Raw genomic sequence first — 17,274 nt, forward strand, 5'->3', positions numbered from 1 at the left:
TCACCTCCTTCCGTATTTCCTGAACAGAAAAAATATGGCTGCAACAACGGCCAGAATGATCAAAATGCCCAACCATCCCCATAACATTGGGGTTTTTACCATGAGCCGGAATGTTGCTTCCGATGAGACTTCTTTTGTTCTTGCAGAAAATTTGACGGCGTAATCGCCCGGAATGGATTTGTCATAGGCTTTGACTATCGCCACTACCTTGGAATTTCCTCCTGCAACTACGGCAGTTAATGTATCCGGTTCAAACTTAACATCCCAGTTCTGTGGTTTAGACGCACTGAAGATCACATTTTTTAATGTGCTTGTTCCTGTATTGATAACCGTTAATTCTATCCTTTTTTCCTTTCCTGCAGTCAGTTCATCACTCAGCCTGCCTGTTGGTGTTGACAGGTTCATGTTGTATGATCCGGTTATAACCACTTCGAGTTCAAGTGAAGCCGATGTCGTTCTGTTAGATGCTTCCACCGGGATTTTATAGGTTCCTGCCTGTACATTATACCGTGGATTTATTTCTATGGACACATTTGAGGTACTGTTTGGATCAACCTCTACAGCCGTAGCCTGTTTGTAATTAGGTTTGAAAATTACATTCCAGCCTTCCGGTGGAGAAGCGTGGAAAGAGTATTCCTGTTTTTCGCCTGTGAGGTTTCGTAGTTTCGTAGTAAAGTTGAATTTGGATTTTGCGTGACCCTGCATATTAATCTGATTCGTAGTGAATTCGGTTTTATATGTTCCCTGGGTGGATACATTGATCTGCAGGTGTAATACATCGTAGCTTTTAGCAACTACATTTATTTTATAGGTACCCTTATTAACTTTTTGCGGTATTTCCACCTTTAGCATCACGGTTCTTGTCTGACCCGGTAGCAATGAAAGTTCCTGTAAATTAAAACCGCCACCTTTAAGGCTGTAGGTCCAGCTTTTAGGAATACCCGTCACGTAAAGCGGAATATTCTGAGTTTCGCCTGTGCTGTTTTTTACATCGATGGTGTAGTCAACTGACTCACCTGGTGGAACAGAAATTCTGACAAAAGGAGTATGTAATTCAACTCCGGCAGCAAAGATGGATGTGTTTGGTAATGTAAACAAGGTTAAGGTAAGAAGGGAAATCAGGACGAAGTAGTGTGTGCGAATTTTCATAAAGAACCCTCCATATATTTAAAAATAAACAATATGGTCTGCAAATTTAATGGCATGTTTGAAAATCAAAAACCGCTAAACCTGCTTAAATCCTTTAATGGCAAGCCTTTCATGATATAGTTTTCAATAAATCAAACATTTAAGTACTACTGTTAAATAATTTAAATTCACAAAGCTTAACGTATTTCAGATTCTTTAAGATTTCGTCCAAAGAATGCGTGGATTCATTTTTTTATGCCATATCTTGGGTGTAGCAAGAGTTTTTAAGTACCTGAATATATTTTGCCTGAGATTAATAGTTAAAAATCAAACATAATGCGTCTAATTCTGTTTTTACTATATCAATCCTTATTCCGGTAAACATAAAACTTTTTGTCATGAAACAAACGTACATCTTTACAGTAATACTGGGTCTCATGCTTGTTATGACTAATTGCATGGATGCAAAGAATAATAAAGCCAATGTTGCAGGTGTTAAGCCTGATGCAGATAATGCGGAACTAAAACTGCCTGATGGATTTTCAGCTTTAAAGGTTGCTGACAATGTAGGAAGGGCACGTCATATAGCGGTCACACAAAATGGCGAGGTTTATGTAAAACTAAATCGTACCGTGGATGGCAAAGGCATATTGCTTTTAGCAGATACAAATGGTGATGGACGTGCAGATGAACAGTCAGGATTTGGTGATTATGGCGGAACCGGTATTCATTTGAATGACGATTACCTGTATGCAAGTTCAAACAGTACAGTGTACCGTTATAAACTGGATGATAAGCAACATGTGCTGAATCCGGATCAACCGCAGGTGGTAGTTAGTGGACTGATTGACAGGCGTCAGCATAATTCCAAATCGTTTACTTTGGACGATGACGGGTACATATACGTAAATATCGGTGCTTATTCAAATGCATGTCAGGAGAGGGACAGAACCAAAGGTTCTCCCGGAATAGATCCTTGTCCTATTCTTGAGCAGGCAGGTGGAATCTGGCGTTTCAAGGCAGATGGATTGGATCAGTCATGCGAGGACGGAATACGTTTTGCTACCGGACTAAGAAATGTGGTAGGTTTGGATTGGAACAGACAGGATAATCAACTATATGTGATGATGCATGGAAGGGATCAGTTGCATGATTTGTTTCCGGACCTTTACACAACTCAGGAATCAGCCGATTTACCTTCAGAAGCTATGTATGCCCTTAAAGAAGGAGACAATTGTGGTTGGCCATATATGTACTACGATCAGATTCAGCACAAAAAAATACTGGCCCCGGAATATGGCGGAGACGGGAAAAAAGAGTATGATGGGCCTGCTATTGATCCGGCATTAGCATTTCCCGGTCACCTGGCACCGAATGCATTATTGTTTTATACAGGTAATATGTTTCCTGAAAAATATAAAAACGGAGCCTTTGTAGCATTTCATGGTTCATGGAATCGTGCTCCTGAACTTCAGGAAGGATTTTATGTGGTTTTTGCACCGTTCAAAGATGGGAAACCTACAGGAGAATGGGAGATATTCGCCGATAATTTTGCCGGCATGGAAAATGTGGTTTCGCCCGGCGATGCTGTACACCGCCCTTGTGGTCTGGCCCAGGGACCTGACGGTTCGTTGTATGTGTCAGACGATGCTCACGGAACCATATACCGTATTTTGTATAAATAGAAATCAATATATCCAACAATAAGATGAAGAATTACGTAAAGAAACACAGTTATTTGGTTGCGACGTTATTTTCACTGTTTTTAATACCCGTTATCGATGCTCAGAATACTACAGGTGAGGCGACCAAAACGGGAGAACAGGTTTATCGTATGAATTGTCTGGCTTGTCATCAGGCCAATGGGAGCGGGGTTCCTAACCTTGCACCGCCTTTAAAACAAACTACTTTCGTTTTGGGTGACAAAACCAAGTTAATTGATATTGTACTTAAAGGATTTAATGAGGATGTAGAGATAGAAGGTGAATATTATTCCAATCCGATGCCTCCTTTTGCGCATCTTTCGGATGAAGAAATTGCTAAAGTTTTGACGTACATCCGCAGTAATTTCGGAAATAAGGCTGAACCGGTGTCATCAACAGAAGTAAAGGCCGTGCGTGAAAAAATGAAGGAAGGGAAATAAGTTTTCTAATTATTAGACTTTACTAAAGCTGTAGATTGAGTTTGAAATTAGGAATAAGAAAAAAGCCGCCGGAGAGAATCCGACGGCTACTATTATAATTTATTTAAAATCAGATTAATCTTTGGCTATAACCAGGTATTTTGAAACACTCCAAAATGCCTGAGGATCATCAATGACAAAAGATTCAACACTTTTTTCTGCATTTTCAAAATGAAAACTTCCCTCAGGATGAACGGTCAGGAGTTTAGCTTTTTTTGCATTTACCGGAACAGAACTGAATGAACGTATATCTACCATGGTAAAATCTTCTTTATTAAGAGACTGGCTGACTTTTAGTGTTTTACCCAATCCGATAAAACCACCTGTTTTTTCAACGATCTGCTGATCGATTAGTGAATCGGTAGATTCAACAATATACCAGGCCTGATTCATCATGTTCTCACGTTGGAGAAGTTCCTGGGATTTGCGTTCACTTTCCTGATTAAGCTGTTCCAGTGTTGACTTAAGGTCAGAAACATCAATATTCAAAGTTTCTATTTTTGCGTTAAGAGCTGCCAGTTCATTATCTTTATCTGTAATTTGTTTTTCCAGAAGGCTGATTGTTTTTTGTAAGCTTTTGAGCTTTCTGGAGTCTGCAACGCGCATCCCTTTAAGCTTGTCGACAAGCTTTTTATTTTCGTCCAGTAACTGTTGCAGTTGGATTAAATCCTGAATGATTTCATCTTTTGTTGTTGATGATATCTCCTTATTGCCGGATTTAACTTTTACAAGGTTTTCAATTTTTTTTATAGAATCCAGGTTTGTCTGAATGTCGTTAAAATCAGAAATAAACTGATTTATTTCAGTGTCACGATTAGCTACTACAGTATTTAAGCTGTCACGAACTGCAGTTAATTCTTCCTGATGTTTGTTTTTACTAATACACGATGATACAGTTAAAACAAGAGCAAAAAATAAAATTAAGTGTTTCATAATTTATGGAGTTAAAATTTGTACAAAAGTAGTTTCTTTTAATTGGATCAGAAACAAATATGTCTCAATACCTTTATAATAACGTATTGAATGACAACTAAAGTACGTTTTGTGCGTATTTAATTGAGGAAAAGATTTGTCGTTATTATACTCTCGGGTGATTTCGCATAAATCTTTCAAAGAAAGACCGGCTTTATATATTGATAGCTTTATTGGGGCCTAGTTGCTATCCAAACGGAAAAAATTTCCGTATATGCCTACAAATTTGGCATCTGCCAGATCATAAACCGAGAAAATAACATAGTTATGTCGGGTGGCCTGTGAAGCAATGGTTCCAACCGCACCTTTGGCAATCCGGGATATAATACCTTCCAGTCCTGAATCCGAATCGTTGACATATTCAGTTTTACAATAATCTATGAATTCATCCCTGGAAGGATTACTGATGGCCGCAAATATTAAAGCTAACAGGATCAATATCAGTAAAAATCTGGATAGTTTTTTCATGTAAGGTCTCTTTATAATGTAACGTTATATTTCTAATGTGTTTAAAAGCACATAATTATTGGTTTCAAAGATAAACAAAGTAGTTTATTATTCAGAATTGATTAGTCTCGCAAATGTTTTTTCCTAGGCATATTAATTTTACAATTAGGCTTGTTTCGTTATAATTGATTATTTTGTACAATTATTTGAATTGTAATAAACAAATAACAAAAATTATATGTCAGTATTACCAAAACGACACCTCGCCAAAGCAATAACATGGAGAATTATAGCATCGTTAACTACGTTTATAATTGGTTGGATTGTAACAGGAAATCTTGATTTTGGAATGGCTATCGGTGCTGCTGATGTTATTATTAAGCTGGTGCTTTATTATCTTCATGAACGTGCCTGGTATCATTCCAGCTACGGAGTGATTAATGATGGAGAACATCTTACAAAACCGTTATTTCGCAAAAAGAGAAAGTGATTAAATCTAAGGATTAATTGGAGAACTGGAGGGAACGTTACCCTGTTTTTATTAATCTGGTTATCAGATAATTGTCTTTTTGAAAAATAGTAAAGCTCCCGAATTCCCACCTGGATTTACACAAAATACGCTTCAGTTTGCTTCAGTTTGCTTCAATTTGCAGTTCAAATTTAGAAAATTTATCATCTGCAAGAAAAACTTTTCCTTGATAATATTTATAAGGGATGTTTGATATACCTTATAAACTCAAATGATAAATTCCATGTCTAATATGTTTGTGAATTTTAAAATTGTCAAACAAATACCTGAATTAAAAATTGCAAGCGGTTCTTAATCTGATGACCGGGTAGAATTACTGTAATATGAAATGGTTTGGTTATGGGTATAAATACTGTTTTTATATATAAACTGAAGTCGTAAATTTATTATCATGAAAGTTTTATACTATCAGTTTGATAGAAAATAAAACTTTTGTTGTTAAATGTATCAAAGATCAGTAGGGTATATGTCAAACTACAAAAATTATAATTCTTGTTAAACTTAACTTAGCTATAAGTGTTATAAAATAAATAGGATATTAAAATGTACAACTGGTTCAGAATAGCGAATTATCTTTTGCATAATTAATATCCATTTTTGTGTAAGGACAATACTATGGAACTTAGCCTCTTGGCATCATATTGGTGACGGAGACTTCTCTCTTAAACAAAACAACTCAGTATCTCACTAAATCAAATTATTAACCTTTAATATTATTTCGTATGAAACGTTTCAGACTTTTTTTTGTATTAGCAATGGTATTTGCATTTCAGGAGGCATTACCAAATGGACTAAATTGTACCACGACAGTAGGATATTGGAAAAACCATACTGGTGATCATGAATGGGCAGTTTTAGGTAAATCAGATGATCCTGCGGATGGAACAAATAGACCTTTCTATCTCAGCGGTGCGTCCTGGCTTGAAGTGCTTAATACATCACCAAGAGGAAATGCGTATTATATTTTAGCTCATCAGTATATTGCGGCAACTTTAAACAGATTTCGTGGAGCAATTACAAATGAAGAAGTATATAATGCTTGGCATGCGACTGCTGATATTATTTGGCAAGTAACACCGGATGATGTAAAGAACGACAGGGAACTCAGAGCACAGTTTATTGATTTAGCAGAAATTCTTGATAACTATAATAATGGTCTTGTGGATGGGATTCCTCACTGTGATGATTTTCTCCAGGAAAAGTCCCAGGCAATGGAAGCTGATGTTATGGAATCAACTGTATCAATTCAAAATTCACCGAATCCATTTAAATCTTCTACAACATTTTCTTTCAATTTACCGGAAGCCGGTGAAGTAACTTTGACAGTTTTATCTCTCTCAGGTCAGGAAATAGAAGTTGTTACAAAAGGATTTTACTTTGCCGGTGAAAATCAAATTAACTGGCAGTCTCCACAGAACTTGTCACCAGGATTTTATCTCTATAGGCTACAAGCCGGTAAAGATGTCGTTATTAATAAGATGCTCATTAATAAGTAAAATTATTTAAGACATATTCATACGAAAGGCTGTTCAAATTTTTGGACAGCCTTTTATTTCCTTTAGGTTCTTTGTATATTTCGTAATTTGGTTATAAAAAATGATTTTGAGATTATAGAAATATTTTCAGTTAGGTTATAAACTTATTTATTGAATCAGATGTTTATTATACTAAGTTAAATATATAACTGATTTGGGTCCTGATTATTCAGAATAACTGTATAATCATACGTACTGAAAACTCACAATTTAGTTTTAAGGATATCTGGATTGTATATTATTCTTTAACTCTCTCCATTTACTTCAATAATCTAAAACACATCTTAATTATATGCATTTATGTGTTTTTCATTAACATAATTAGAGAAAGTAAGATGAAGCTATTATTTCCGCCAGAAAATTTAGTGGCTCGTACATCGGAGGTTGACTATGCAAACTGGAATTATCAGTTTTTGATAAAATATATTCAACGCTATCGATTTAAAAGCATAATAAAGCTTATTGGGGATAGAAAATTTAACAATCTCCTGGAGGCAGGCACAGGAAGTGGTATATTTCTTCCCGAGCTAAAACGACACTGCAATAATCTTTATGCATGTGATATTCATGATCGCATAGATGTAGTAAGTGATCTAGCCAGTAAATGTAATTTGGATAACTGTTTTATATCAAAACAAAGTATTCAGGAGACCAGCTATCCCGATAATTATTTTGATGGCATTGTTGCAATAAGTACACTTGAATTTGTTGACGATTTAAGAGCTTCCATAGCAGAAATTAGGAGAATTCTGTCCCCGGATGGTCATTTCTATACCATATGCCCAATGGAAAGCAGTTTTCTTGATATCTTTCTGTCATTTTATACCGACAAAAAACCGGAAGAAGAATTTGGAAATGCAAGACAGTTCGTAACAAATGAATTGGAAAGCAACTTCAAAATGGTTAAAAAAGGAACTATGAATAAGTTATCCGGAAGTCTGTTCCCTGTTTATACCTATTATGATTTGAAGAAATAATTTTATTATCTAAAAAGGGGGGTATCTACAGATATAGATTATCTGTGTTATCCTAAAAAAATCTAATAGAATTCGAATTGAACATAAAGGATTTTTGTTCTGTTATTTTTAATAGGTCTACATTAATCTAATATGTCATGCTAAAATCCAATACTTTATTCAATCTGCTACTGATATGCTTATTAACTGTTTCAACTCAATTACCTGGACAAATAAAGTCAACTTCTAATATTAATATTGAAACACTACGGATCATTAATGATGTGAACCTTGGTGTTCTGCCATCTATGCATCGCAAAAACAACCTTAAAGGAGATGATGCTCAAAATATCCATGCTGATCAATATAAAAATGATTTAAACCATGTTATCATAAAAAAAGTTCAAAATGACAATGGATATCAGCTGGATAGTATTTTATATATGAAATGGGATACCTTAACTAATTCGTTTGCAATTCAACAGTCAAAAAAGGAATATGTCTATTTAACTTCAGAAAATCTTGAAATTGAAATATCTTATAGATGGGATAGTGATGCTGTTCAATGGGTCGGTACGAGCAAAATTCAAAATAAATACAATGATTTAGAGGAAATTATTGAATGGACATTCTCCAGTTGGGATGTCTCATTAAATGAATGGGTATATAGTAGTAAATACGAAAATTCGTATGATGAAAATGGAAATAGGGTAATGCATGTAGATTATGCATGGAATATAGATACCGGGACATGGTCAGCTGTTTACAAATATGAAGATACCTATGATGAATATGGGAACAAGAAAGATGAACGTTCTTATTATTGGAACGTTAGCTCCGAATCGTGGATCGCTAGTCAAAGGTTTCAGTATTCTTACAGAGAAAAAGGGAAATATGATTGGTTAATTAAATATGCCAGGGATTCAGAACTTGAAGATTGGGTTGAGGTTGAAAAAACTGAAAATTTTTATGACGAAGCTAATTATTTAATTGGTCGAAATATTTATGTATGGGACGAAACGGTTAATGAGGATAATTGGACACTGATAATTAAGTATGATTTCACCAATAATTCTGATGGTAATGTAATCCATAGCGAAAGGCTAAATTGGGATTACAATTCAGAAACATGGATACCTTCCAATAAATCAGACAATAGTATTAATAAGAATGGACAGGTGTATGAATCAATAACTTATAGTTGGTCAGAAGGGACAAATAAATGGAATGAGTTCATAAAAATTGAATCTTCTTATGATGCGTTTGGTAATCCGATTTCATTTATAACTTACTTTTGGAGTGATTTAACAAGTGATTGGGAAGGTTCCGAAAAGGATGAAAATGCTTACGATGAATCAGGAATTTAACAATGGATTCATATTATGTTTGGGATTCAATGAAAGATATCTGGTCAGGCGTATATAAAAGTGAATATGTTTTTGATGAAAATGGTCTTATAATTTCAGGACTATCTTATGACTGGAATACTAATGAAAACGACTGGACAACCGGTACAAAGTCAGACTGGTTTTACAGTTTAAAAGAAACAACACGTTTGAATAACAGGGAATTTACACCCCTGAATTTTTACCCTAATCCTGCTCACGATGAAATTCAATTAAACTTAAAAGGTGATTCCGGTTTGCTAAGCATTTACAACCTTTCGGGTAAGAGGTTATCCCAAAACGCATATTTCGGCTCCAATCCTAATATTGATATTTCAAATCTTACTAAAGGCGTCTATATCATTGAAATAGTACAGGATGGGAAACTGGTTCGAAGCAAGTTTGTGAAGAAATAAATGGTGCGAATCAAAAATATTTAAGCTTTTTATTTTGTTATACCTTTTACTTTTGCTCAAATCGAATTCGGTTCATAGGTAAAAACCCTACCTATTCTTAAGTATTCCTTTTGCGTACAAATACCAATTGAAAGAATATCCCTATAACCGTAAATTTATAATCTGTTTGAATTAGCGCCTACGATTTCGATAATTGAGATCAAGATTTAAAAGTTTGAATATCTCATACTTAATATATGAATTATGAATAAAACCATTACTTCATTAATCGTAGCTTTGTTAGCAAGCTTGAGTGTTTTTGAACAGGTTTCTTTAAGTACACTCTTCCCTTTCATTTTAACGGCAATTCTACTGATAGCAATGCGTTTGTTCAGCAAGCGGCCTGAGTTTCTTTTACAGCACGTGTACATTTACTATAAAAGCAACAAGTGATTTGAAAGCATCTTTAGTCTAAGGGCAGACTTTCGATGAAATGTTTGAGTATTGAAGAAAAAATATTTAAAAAATGTCTATGATGAAAATATCAGTTATTACGCCATCCATCAAATATGATCGATTATTGGATCTAACAATAGATTCAATTGTAAATCAAACTTACAGCAACGTTGAGCATATACTTGCTTGTTATAAATCAACGGTTAATACTGAAGAACTTCCCTTAGATCTTCATGATGTAAACAACCTGAAAGTCAGTTTAATAAAGGATAGTTTTTATGAAGGTATGATGAAAATTATACATGAAACAGAAGGTGAAATACTTTGCATTTTGAATCCTGGAGAAGTTTTATATGATTCCAGTACTTTGTCCCGAATTGTCAATAGCTTTCAAAAAAGGAATTGCAATCTGATATACGGTAAAAACATGCTGTATAACGGGAGTAATAACCTGAGTTCCATCTTTTCCCTTCGGATATCAAAAAACAGGAAATGGCAAGTACCATTTGGTGACATGCCTTTGTATACAGCGATATTTATTAAAAGGGAATTGTTGCTGAAAATGGGGATTCTGTCAGGGAAACAAAAATTTAGCAGTGAATATGAACTTTACCGTTTATTGAGTTTGCAACCTGATGTAATGCCATATTACATGGATACATACGCTTACCTGAGGAATTCAAATTCTTTCAGAATGGAATCCGGAAGGGTAGGTCAAAACCTGACCGCATAATCTATCATAATAATCTGGTGAATTGTAATAGCGGTGTGTAAAGAATAACAGAATTGGTAATACTAAATAAGCATTCACACGAAAAGAGGTTGAATTTCATTTCAATCTCTTTTTATTTTAAATAATAAACCAATTTGTGTTTAGTCACCGAAATATAGGGTATGTTCGGCTAAATTCGTTTTTAAATCAACAAAGGTTCCCTTGATTATGGTTTTCAATTCCTTAATTTCAGGTTTTGATAAATAGGAGGGAAGGTCGATTCCAAAAGTTTCAATGTGGTACTGTTATTCAATGCATTTAGGCTCAATTCACTTTTTAGGAATCCCCAGACTTTTCTGAAGAATGCTTACAAGATCGTCTGCATTATATGGTTCCGGAATAATCCATTTTGAACCATAAATCAGTTTGGGTATTGCGCCCCGGCCATTCTGCAGGGTTTGTCCAAACAGTTGCACACTGCTTTGTAAAAACCGCTCAATCCATGGATCAGCCAGGGCAGCCTCAAGCTTTTCAGGACCCACAATGTCAGCAGCTTTCATCATAACTTCTTCAAGCGTTCTTGGACGCCAACGGTTGCCTGAATCAAAGGTGAACATCCAGCTTTCAAACATGGAGAAAGCTTCCGGATTTGCGCGCCATACAGCTAATCCGATTTTTGCCAGTTCACAGGAATTTTTAAAGTTTGTTGTACTGACCGGAATAAAAGGATTACAGCTATGTTCTAATGGTGTTGGGCGCAGTACAAATGCAAGTTTACCGTTATACTGCCGAACGGCCTCATTCAACATAAAGTGTAATTTCTGACAGTGTGAACACTGATAATCAAAAAGCAAGGTAACCTTGTACGGTGCATCTGGTGAACCAATTATGGGTACTTTTCTATAATCAGTTTTTAAGGTATATTCCTGCGTATTGCTGTCGTGAACATCAGCAGACGGCGTATTTGCGAACTGAAATACTGTTACAAATCCAGATATAATCAGGCCGGTCAGCATAATTAGAACTATGCGTTTAGATTTCAGCAGGTGCTTTTCTTTTTGGGTTGTTTCATAGGCTTTAAATGCTCTCCGGATTATTACAAACGATAATAAAACGCCTGTAATGTGAGTCGTCATACAATACATACAGAAACTTCCGATGATCCATTTTTGTAATACGGTAAACCAGATTGCGCTGCCAATAATCACACCTCCCAGAAGTGTCATTACACTCCATGACGTGCGTCGAACTGATAATTCAGTGGTAGAACTTATGTTTAAACCGGCTACAAACATGGCAAGGTAGACCCCCAGTGCCATGCCGCTAACAGGAATAAGGCCTGCCAGCGTTGACCAGCGACTACTTAATACCTGATCGCAGGAGCTGCCAATGCCACATCCCGGCATTGCTCCTTCAGTAAAATAGTGCCAGCTTAAAATAAGACTTAAACCAATGGCCAGTACGTTAAGCCCGGTAAATAGTAGTCGCCAGAACGGCCAGTTATTTTTATCCTGAGAATATTGGATCATTGCACCTTCTTCTTTTAAACAGAACTCCGCTGCTATAAGGGAGAACGATATGCAGCGGAGTTCTTGTATCTTATCAATGATAATTGTAATTAATACTGATTTGGTTCTCCCGGAGTTGGAATATTGCTGGCAATAATGGTTCCAATCTCATGATTTTTAACCAAAGGTTTTGAAAATGTGATCCCTGTACCAGAAACCGGTTCTTCATTATTATGCATGTTCTTTAGCGGCGCAGAAACCGTGATAAAGATACCTGGACCATTATCATTATTGTTGTTGCGACGGAAGCGTCTGTTGGTGACTGACGCAACAACTGCTTTTTCGCTATTGGCACCACTGCCAATTGTGATGGTCTGACCTTCACTGAATCCATCCACGCTTTCAACCGGAACAACGGTATCACCTTCTTTTGTAGCTGTAGCTATGGCTGTTCCACCGGCTGTACCAATAAGAGCAATAGTAGCTATTTCACTTTCGCTGCCACTTCCGACAACAACCTTCTGGCCCGGAGTAAAATCGTTTACACCAGAGACTTTAAGGTTTTCATCACCTTTAACAGAAGCAATTGCGATGGAGGTACTTATTTGTGTATGGAAATCACCGCAGTTACTGTCTTTATCAGCACCATCAGGATAACGACCTGTACTGATATCCGGTAAGGATACGGAACCGCCACCAAACCAACGGAAGCTTCCCCTGCCGATAGGAGTAGGAGCAAAGCAGCCATATTCACGAGCCCCTGAAACAGCCTGGTACCCTTCTGCCAGGTAAGGATCTACAAGCGCTCCGTAATTTAATCCGTCAACGATATTGTTTTCTGCATCGCGCAATACCATGCTGCCCGAACGGGAAGAAAGAGCCGGGCCTCCGAACCATTGATCCGGATTGCGGGGTCCCTGGTAGCCTGCAGTTGTCACTTTTTGGTCAAGAACAACCTCTTCCATTTCATGGTCATTAGCCAGAGGTTTATCCAATTTGATGTTAGTATGCAGTGCCAGTACAGGTTCATTGCTTGAATGATCAAATTTAGATTTTGGTTCAAAGCTGATCCCTGTTCCCCAGGCACTAAACGGCATGTTAGACGCATGATCGAATTTCAACGGTTCTTCTAATTCAAGACCGGTTCCCGGGTTATCATTTTCGCCTAATGGTCCGGCAAATGTGCTGCGGGAAGAAGCTGTTCCAACACTTTTAACAACGACCCATTCTATTCCATGGCCTTCACTATCGATATCCAGTCTGATTTTATCGCCAACAGAAATATTTTCTACAGAAGATACTTTAATGTTTGTGTCACCAGCTTTTGCATCCATCGAGAGCCAGGCCTGTGTTCCGGGCTTCCCAACTTTGGTAATGGTCACCACTTCGTATTTTTCAACAGCAGTTCCAACCACAGGGTATTGCGCTCCGTAACCAATCGCCATTTTCTGGCCAACCTCGAATCCATCTACGCTGTTAACAGAAATACTGTTTGAACCGGCAGGGAAGGTAACCACCGGTCCGTCGGGCACCGGTTGCCATATGTTGGTCTGACCCGGAGTACCCCGACGCCATCTCCGACGCGGATCGTTTTCGGGTTCAGCAGGAGTTGATATTCCTGCAATTCTCCTGATCTCTTTGTTTGAACCTGTGCCTATGATCACTTCATCGCCAACAGACATTCCTTCTGTGCTTCGCACATAAATAGTTGATTCGCCTTTTTTTACCGGAACGGCTAACCCTGAATTGGAAAGTCCCAACAGGTAGAAACTGTGAGGCGCCAGTTCTGTTTTCTCCGGAATCTGAACTTTTGTAAAGACTGGCATTTGTGTGGCATGCTCCGTCAATGTCCAGTTTGAAATGTCAACATTATCATTCCCTGAATTATAGAGTTCGATGAAGGTGTTTGTTGAGTTGGATCCATCGCTGACCCGGAACTCATTAATTTTTACAGGGCTCACATTTCTTACCTTTTCAATAGCAGTTTCTGACTGTGATTTTCCTTGTGTGGAACCTGTCCATTTTGCATTTCCAACCAGGTCACCATTAAATGCATCTGAACCTGAAGTGACCGTGAAGGTTGCACTTACACTGGCTCCCGGTGCAATTTTACCGGTAAATTTCTTCGTATCCTTTTCAGAGTTTAATGCCACAGACTTCCATCCTTTAGGTACTGATATACTCAATGTAAGATCTTTGATAGGTTCTCCGGTAGTGTTGGTAAATGTTACCGTAGTATTTTGAGATGAGTTAGGCGTAAAGGTTTGCAGACCTGGAGGCATACCTGTATTTGATGCCGGTGTAATACTTACCCGTTGTACATCGTATTTTACAGCCACAATATTAGCCTGGAGTTTTTGGTTTGTCTCTTTGGATGGAAACGTCCCGGGAGCTGTCATGGCAGCTTCGTAGAAAGTACCCTGTGAAGCGTTGCTGTTATCGCCACCGTTACCCAGAAGTATGGCACCTTGCTTACGCATGGGGTCATAACTGCTTCTGTCATTAATGATCCGTTGTCCATCATACATCACCTGAAGATCGCCTTTTTGCGCATCTCCTCCCATTGACCTCCAGTGGTGTGGTTCACCATCAGCTGTGGCCGTCACAAAACGCCAGCTGATACTGGGTAAGTCTGCACAGTATTTATCCCTTGGATCGGGATTAACACAGCCCACCAGGTTATTTTCCTGATCTGTCATGATCCATGGTCCCTGATCCTGTCCGTGATACCAGTAGGGAGCATTACCGTAGTATGTGGTTTCCATGGTTCCGTCACCGTCATCCCGGCTGTCAGTTTCGGCATTACCATAATCGAAACAACAGCCATCGTTATAATGAAGACCATTAATCACCCAATACTGACCTTCGGCCTGATCATCCACTGCCGTTCCTTTGGTATCATTTAAACGAAGGCCCATTCCCGGCTCAATGAAAATACCATAAACTTTATGTCCCATAAGTGTAACAGGTGCCATATCTGCAATGGGAAGGCTGTTAAAACCGCCCATCATTGTCGGGGCACCGGTTCCGCCACGTGGAGCCTGTATCAGATGATTCTCCTTGCCTGACTGGTCATACAGAATTGTAATCCAGCAATAGGTATCTGCACAGAATTTATCCTGTGCAGCTGCATCAGCATAACCGCCCGGATCCCCTTCGCTGGGTTGTACAACGCCAATGTCCAGTGTTTTCCCATCGGACATACGCATGACCTGATATAACGGGCCATTATACGATGCATACAAGGCACGGGTAGTACTGTGTGCTGCCACACACGGACAGTCTCCGGCGGCATATACATCGCACGGACCTTCCGGTCTTTGGGGAACCGCACTACTTCCGACTCCGGACATAGCCAGAATCATCATTAAAGTAGCCGGTAAAACAAGCGTCAAAGAAAGAATGAGTAAAAGTCGATTTTTGTTTTTCATGGTACCTTTTTTAATTGTGATATTGTTGTGGTTTGTAAGTTTCCCATTTAAAGGAACATATAAAAATAATTGATTTTATTTTTTTATACTAAATTCTGAAAGTTTTCTTTAAAATGAAGATTTGATTTTCCCCTTCTGATCATTCCAATTCTCGTAATATATCTTTGTCCCTTTGCCCATAGTCAATGATTTATAAATCATTGACTTTACTGTATTGTTTATTTTATGAACAGATAGTAGGAAATAGTCATATTAGGATATTAATAAAGGTATTTGTTGGAAGTTCTTATAGTAATGGTTATTGTGAACAACTTTTATCATTTTGGAATAATTTCGTTTTTTTGAGACGATACCGTTCAAATTTGAGACGATACCGTTCGATAATAAGAAAATTATTGTCGTAAATTTGGAATAGAATCATCCATTTAACTTACCCTAATTAAGTTAGAATTAGCCTATTGTAGATTAAAGGGCAATTTTCTAAGGATTGCCTTTCATGAAACTTATTAAGCTAATTATAATCATTGAATTATGATAATCCTGAGAATTATAATCACTTATTTTTTTCACTTCACTTAAAACATAGCATTATGAAAACAAGTTCTATTATTCTTGTTGCACTCATTATTCTGGGTGTTTCTGGTTGCCAAAAGCATGAAATGGATCAATCTTCCAGTAAGGATCTCACACAGTTATTTGTTAAAGCTGAGCCTAATACTTTGAATCTCAATCATCTTAAGTCCGTAAAGCTTAATAGCATTATTACCTCTATAAACGAAGCTATATCAGAGCATGGTATAATGGTTGAAAAGATAGAGACTTATGCTGCTGAGCAGGAGGGAATGACCCTTTTCTTCAAGGACGTAGGTAATAAACAACTACAATCATGCTTTGTTCCCAACGATCTAAGGAATGGCACTGGCTCTGAGGTTCCTTATGTAATTGATGGTACAGAAATGGGAACATCGTCAGGTATGTCAGAGACGGAAACAATAAACGCTATAATAAGTGCCATGAATACCTGGGATAATAATACCTGTTCTTACGGACTTCAAATTCCATTTTTGGGAACGACTGATTTTGACCTGGGTTATGTGCAGTTTATTTTAGGGTTAGGAGGATTCCCAGGCTATTTGACTGGCGGAGTTGTTCATGGAGGTATTTTGCCACGTGATTTATTTGATGCCATACAAACCAATGGTGGAGATTTTATACTTGGAGTTACATTTACATTTATCTGGACTGATGACGGAGGGGAACCTACAGATATTGATAATAATGGAAAAAATGACGTGGCTTTCAAAGAAATCTACATTAATGATGAATTTAACTGGATGGATGCCCCGGATGATGTTATTGGAAACGATATTTATGACTTTGAAACAGTTGTTCTTCATGAAACAGGTCATGCACTGTGCCAGGCACATTTCGGAAAGGCTTTTGCAGCAGCTGACGGGACAATTCATTTTGCACCGTATGCCTTAATGAACAGTGGTTACTCTATTGCTAACAGGGAAATAACAGGGACAGATCTGGCCGGACATTGCAGCATATGGAGTTCCTGGCCATGGTAATATTACGAATGAATGAATTTAAACCGGAGCTTACCACTCCGGTTTTTTATGTCGTCTGATTTTC

At 37.6% G+C, this 17,274-nt stretch carries 14 protein-coding genes; 9 read left to right on the forward strand and 5 right to left on the reverse strand.

The window, feature by feature from the left end:
- On the reverse strand, positions 1-1,149 hold the full coding sequence (locus tag ACE1ET_RS15065; RefSeq protein ID WP_375729251.1) for a COG1470 family protein: 1,149 nt from the start codon (positions 1,147-1,149) through the stop codon (positions 1-3).
- A 377-nt stretch (positions 1,150-1,526) separates the two neighbouring features.
- Between ACE1ET_RS15065 and ACE1ET_RS15070 the strand changes: the two genes are divergently transcribed.
- Together ACE1ET_RS15070 and ACE1ET_RS15075 are read left to right on the forward strand one after the other, a co-directional pair.
- Complete coding sequence (locus ACE1ET_RS15070) at positions 1,527-2,813, forward strand: PQQ-dependent sugar dehydrogenase (RefSeq protein ID WP_375729252.1); 1,287 nt, start codon at positions 1,527-1,529, stop codon at positions 2,811-2,813.
- Positions 2,814-2,836: 23 nt separating this feature from the next.
- On the forward strand, positions 2,837-3,271 hold the full coding sequence (locus ACE1ET_RS15075; RefSeq protein ID WP_375729253.1) for a c-type cytochrome: 435 nt from the start codon (positions 2,837-2,839) through the stop codon (positions 3,269-3,271).
- Between the two features lie 114 nt (positions 3,272-3,385).
- Here the strand turns inward: ACE1ET_RS15075 and ACE1ET_RS15080 are convergent, their stop codons facing one another.
- Together ACE1ET_RS15080 and ACE1ET_RS15085 are read right to left on the reverse strand one after the other, a co-directional pair.
- Positions 3,386-4,243: a Cbp1 family collagen-binding glycoprotein adhesin gene (locus ACE1ET_RS15080; RefSeq protein WP_375729254.1), complete on the reverse strand. Its 858-nt coding sequence runs from the start codon at positions 4,241-4,243 to the stop codon at positions 3,386-3,388.
- 219 nt (positions 4,244-4,462) lie between these two features.
- The gene (locus tag ACE1ET_RS15085) at positions 4,463-4,750 is read right to left on the reverse strand and encodes a hypothetical protein (protein WP_375729255.1); all 288 of its coding nucleotides are present in this window, start codon (positions 4,748-4,750) and stop codon (positions 4,463-4,465) included.
- Between the two features lie 217 nt (positions 4,751-4,967).
- Between ACE1ET_RS15085 and ACE1ET_RS15090 the strand changes: the two genes are divergently transcribed.
- From ACE1ET_RS15090 to ACE1ET_RS15115, 6 genes are all read left to right on the forward strand, one after another.
- Positions 4,968-5,219 carry a DUF2061 domain-containing protein gene (locus ACE1ET_RS15090; protein ID WP_375729256.1) on the forward strand — a complete coding sequence of 84 codons (252 nt, stop codon included), beginning with the start codon at positions 4,968-4,970 and terminating at the stop codon, positions 5,217-5,219.
- Between the two features lie 761 nt (positions 5,220-5,980).
- A complete protein-coding gene (locus tag ACE1ET_RS15095) occupies positions 5,981-6,754 on the forward strand; it encodes a T9SS type A sorting domain-containing protein (RefSeq protein ID WP_375729257.1) in 774 nt (257 codons plus the stop codon).
- Between the two features lie 374 nt (positions 6,755-7,128).
- The gene (locus tag ACE1ET_RS15100) at positions 7,129-7,770 is read left to right on the forward strand and encodes a class I SAM-dependent methyltransferase (protein ID WP_375729258.1); all 642 of its coding nucleotides are present in this window, start codon (positions 7,129-7,131) and stop codon (positions 7,768-7,770) included.
- A gap of 137 nt (positions 7,771-7,907) precedes the next feature.
- A complete protein-coding gene (locus ACE1ET_RS15105; protein ID WP_375729259.1) occupies positions 7,908-9,116 on the forward strand; it encodes a hypothetical protein in 1,209 nt (402 codons plus the stop codon).
- 2 nt (positions 9,117-9,118) lie between these two features.
- Entirely contained in the window at positions 9,119-9,550 is a 432-nt protein-coding gene (locus ACE1ET_RS15110) for a T9SS type A sorting domain-containing protein (RefSeq protein WP_375729260.1), read from the forward strand.
- A gap of 511 nt (positions 9,551-10,061) precedes the next feature.
- Positions 10,062-10,718, forward strand: coding sequence for a glycosyltransferase (locus tag ACE1ET_RS15115; protein WP_375729261.1), 657 nt, complete (start codon positions 10,062-10,064; stop codon positions 10,716-10,718).
- 308 nt (positions 10,719-11,026) lie between these two features.
- Here ACE1ET_RS15115 and ACE1ET_RS15120 read toward each other — a convergent pair whose 3' ends face one another.
- Positions 11,027-12,226, reverse strand: a complete 1,200-nt coding sequence (locus ACE1ET_RS15120) for a vitamin K epoxide reductase family protein (RefSeq protein WP_375729262.1) — start codon at positions 12,224-12,226, stop codon at positions 11,027-11,029.
- 89 nt (positions 12,227-12,315) lie between these two features.
- On the reverse strand, positions 12,316-15,636 hold the full coding sequence (locus tag ACE1ET_RS15125; RefSeq protein WP_375729263.1) for an arabinofuranosidase catalytic domain-containing protein: 3,321 nt from the start codon (positions 15,634-15,636) through the stop codon (positions 12,316-12,318).
- A 590-nt stretch (positions 15,637-16,226) separates the two neighbouring features.
- On the opposite strand from ACE1ET_RS15125, the gene ACE1ET_RS15130 reads away from it, so the two are divergent.
- The gene (locus ACE1ET_RS15130) at positions 16,227-17,210 is read left to right on the forward strand and encodes a hypothetical protein (RefSeq protein ID WP_375729264.1); all 984 of its coding nucleotides are present in this window, start codon (positions 16,227-16,229) and stop codon (positions 17,208-17,210) included.
- Positions 17,211-17,274: the final 64 nt, after the last annotated feature.

The sequence above is a fragment of the Quyinboa mangrovi genome (assembly GCF_042219825.1).
GTDB lineage: Bacteria > Bacteroidota > Bacteroidia > Bacteroidales > UBA5342 > JBHJHP01.

Coding starts and splice junctions, on each gene's coding strand:
- ACE1ET_RS15130 (WP_375729264.1), top strand. CDS start 16,227: ATGAAAACAAGTTCTATTATTCTTGTTGCACTCATTATTCTGGGTGTT.
- ACE1ET_RS15100 (WP_375729258.1), top strand. CDS start 7,129: ATGAAGCTATTATTTCCGCCAGAAAATTTAGTGGCTCGTACATCGGAG.
- ACE1ET_RS15075 (WP_375729253.1), top strand. CDS start 2,837: ATGAAGAATTACGTAAAGAAACACAGTTATTTGGTTGCGACGTTATTT.
- ACE1ET_RS15115 (WP_375729261.1), top strand. CDS start 10,062: ATGATGAAAATATCAGTTATTACGCCATCCATCAAATATGATCGATTA.
- ACE1ET_RS15105 (WP_375729259.1), top strand. CDS start 7,908: ATGCTAAAATCCAATACTTTATTCAATCTGCTACTGATATGCTTATTA.
- ACE1ET_RS15090 (WP_375729256.1), top strand. CDS start 4,968: ATGTCAGTATTACCAAAACGACACCTCGCCAAAGCAATAACATGGAGA.
- ACE1ET_RS15070 (WP_375729252.1), top strand. CDS start 1,527: ATGAAACAAACGTACATCTTTACAGTAATACTGGGTCTCATGCTTGTT.
- ACE1ET_RS15085 (WP_375729255.1), bottom strand. CDS start 4,750: ATGAAAAAACTATCCAGATTTTTACTGATATTGATCCTGTTAGCTTTA.
- ACE1ET_RS15125 (WP_375729263.1), bottom strand. CDS start 15,636: ATGAAAAACAAAAATCGACTTTTACTCATTCTTTCTTTGACGCTTGTT.
- ACE1ET_RS15095 (WP_375729257.1), top strand. CDS start 5,981: ATGAAACGTTTCAGACTTTTTTTTGTATTAGCAATGGTATTTGCATTT.
- ACE1ET_RS15080 (WP_375729254.1), bottom strand. CDS start 4,243: ATGAAACACTTAATTTTATTTTTTGCTCTTGTTTTAACTGTATCATCG.
- ACE1ET_RS15065 (WP_375729251.1), bottom strand. CDS start 1,149: ATGAAAATTCGCACACACTACTTCGTCCTGATTTCCCTTCTTACCTTA.
- ACE1ET_RS15120 (WP_375729262.1), bottom strand. CDS start 12,226: ATGATCCAATATTCTCAGGATAAAAATAACTGGCCGTTCTGGCGACTA.
- ACE1ET_RS15110 (WP_375729260.1), top strand. CDS start 9,119: ATGGATTCATATTATGTTTGGGATTCAATGAAAGATATCTGGTCAGGC.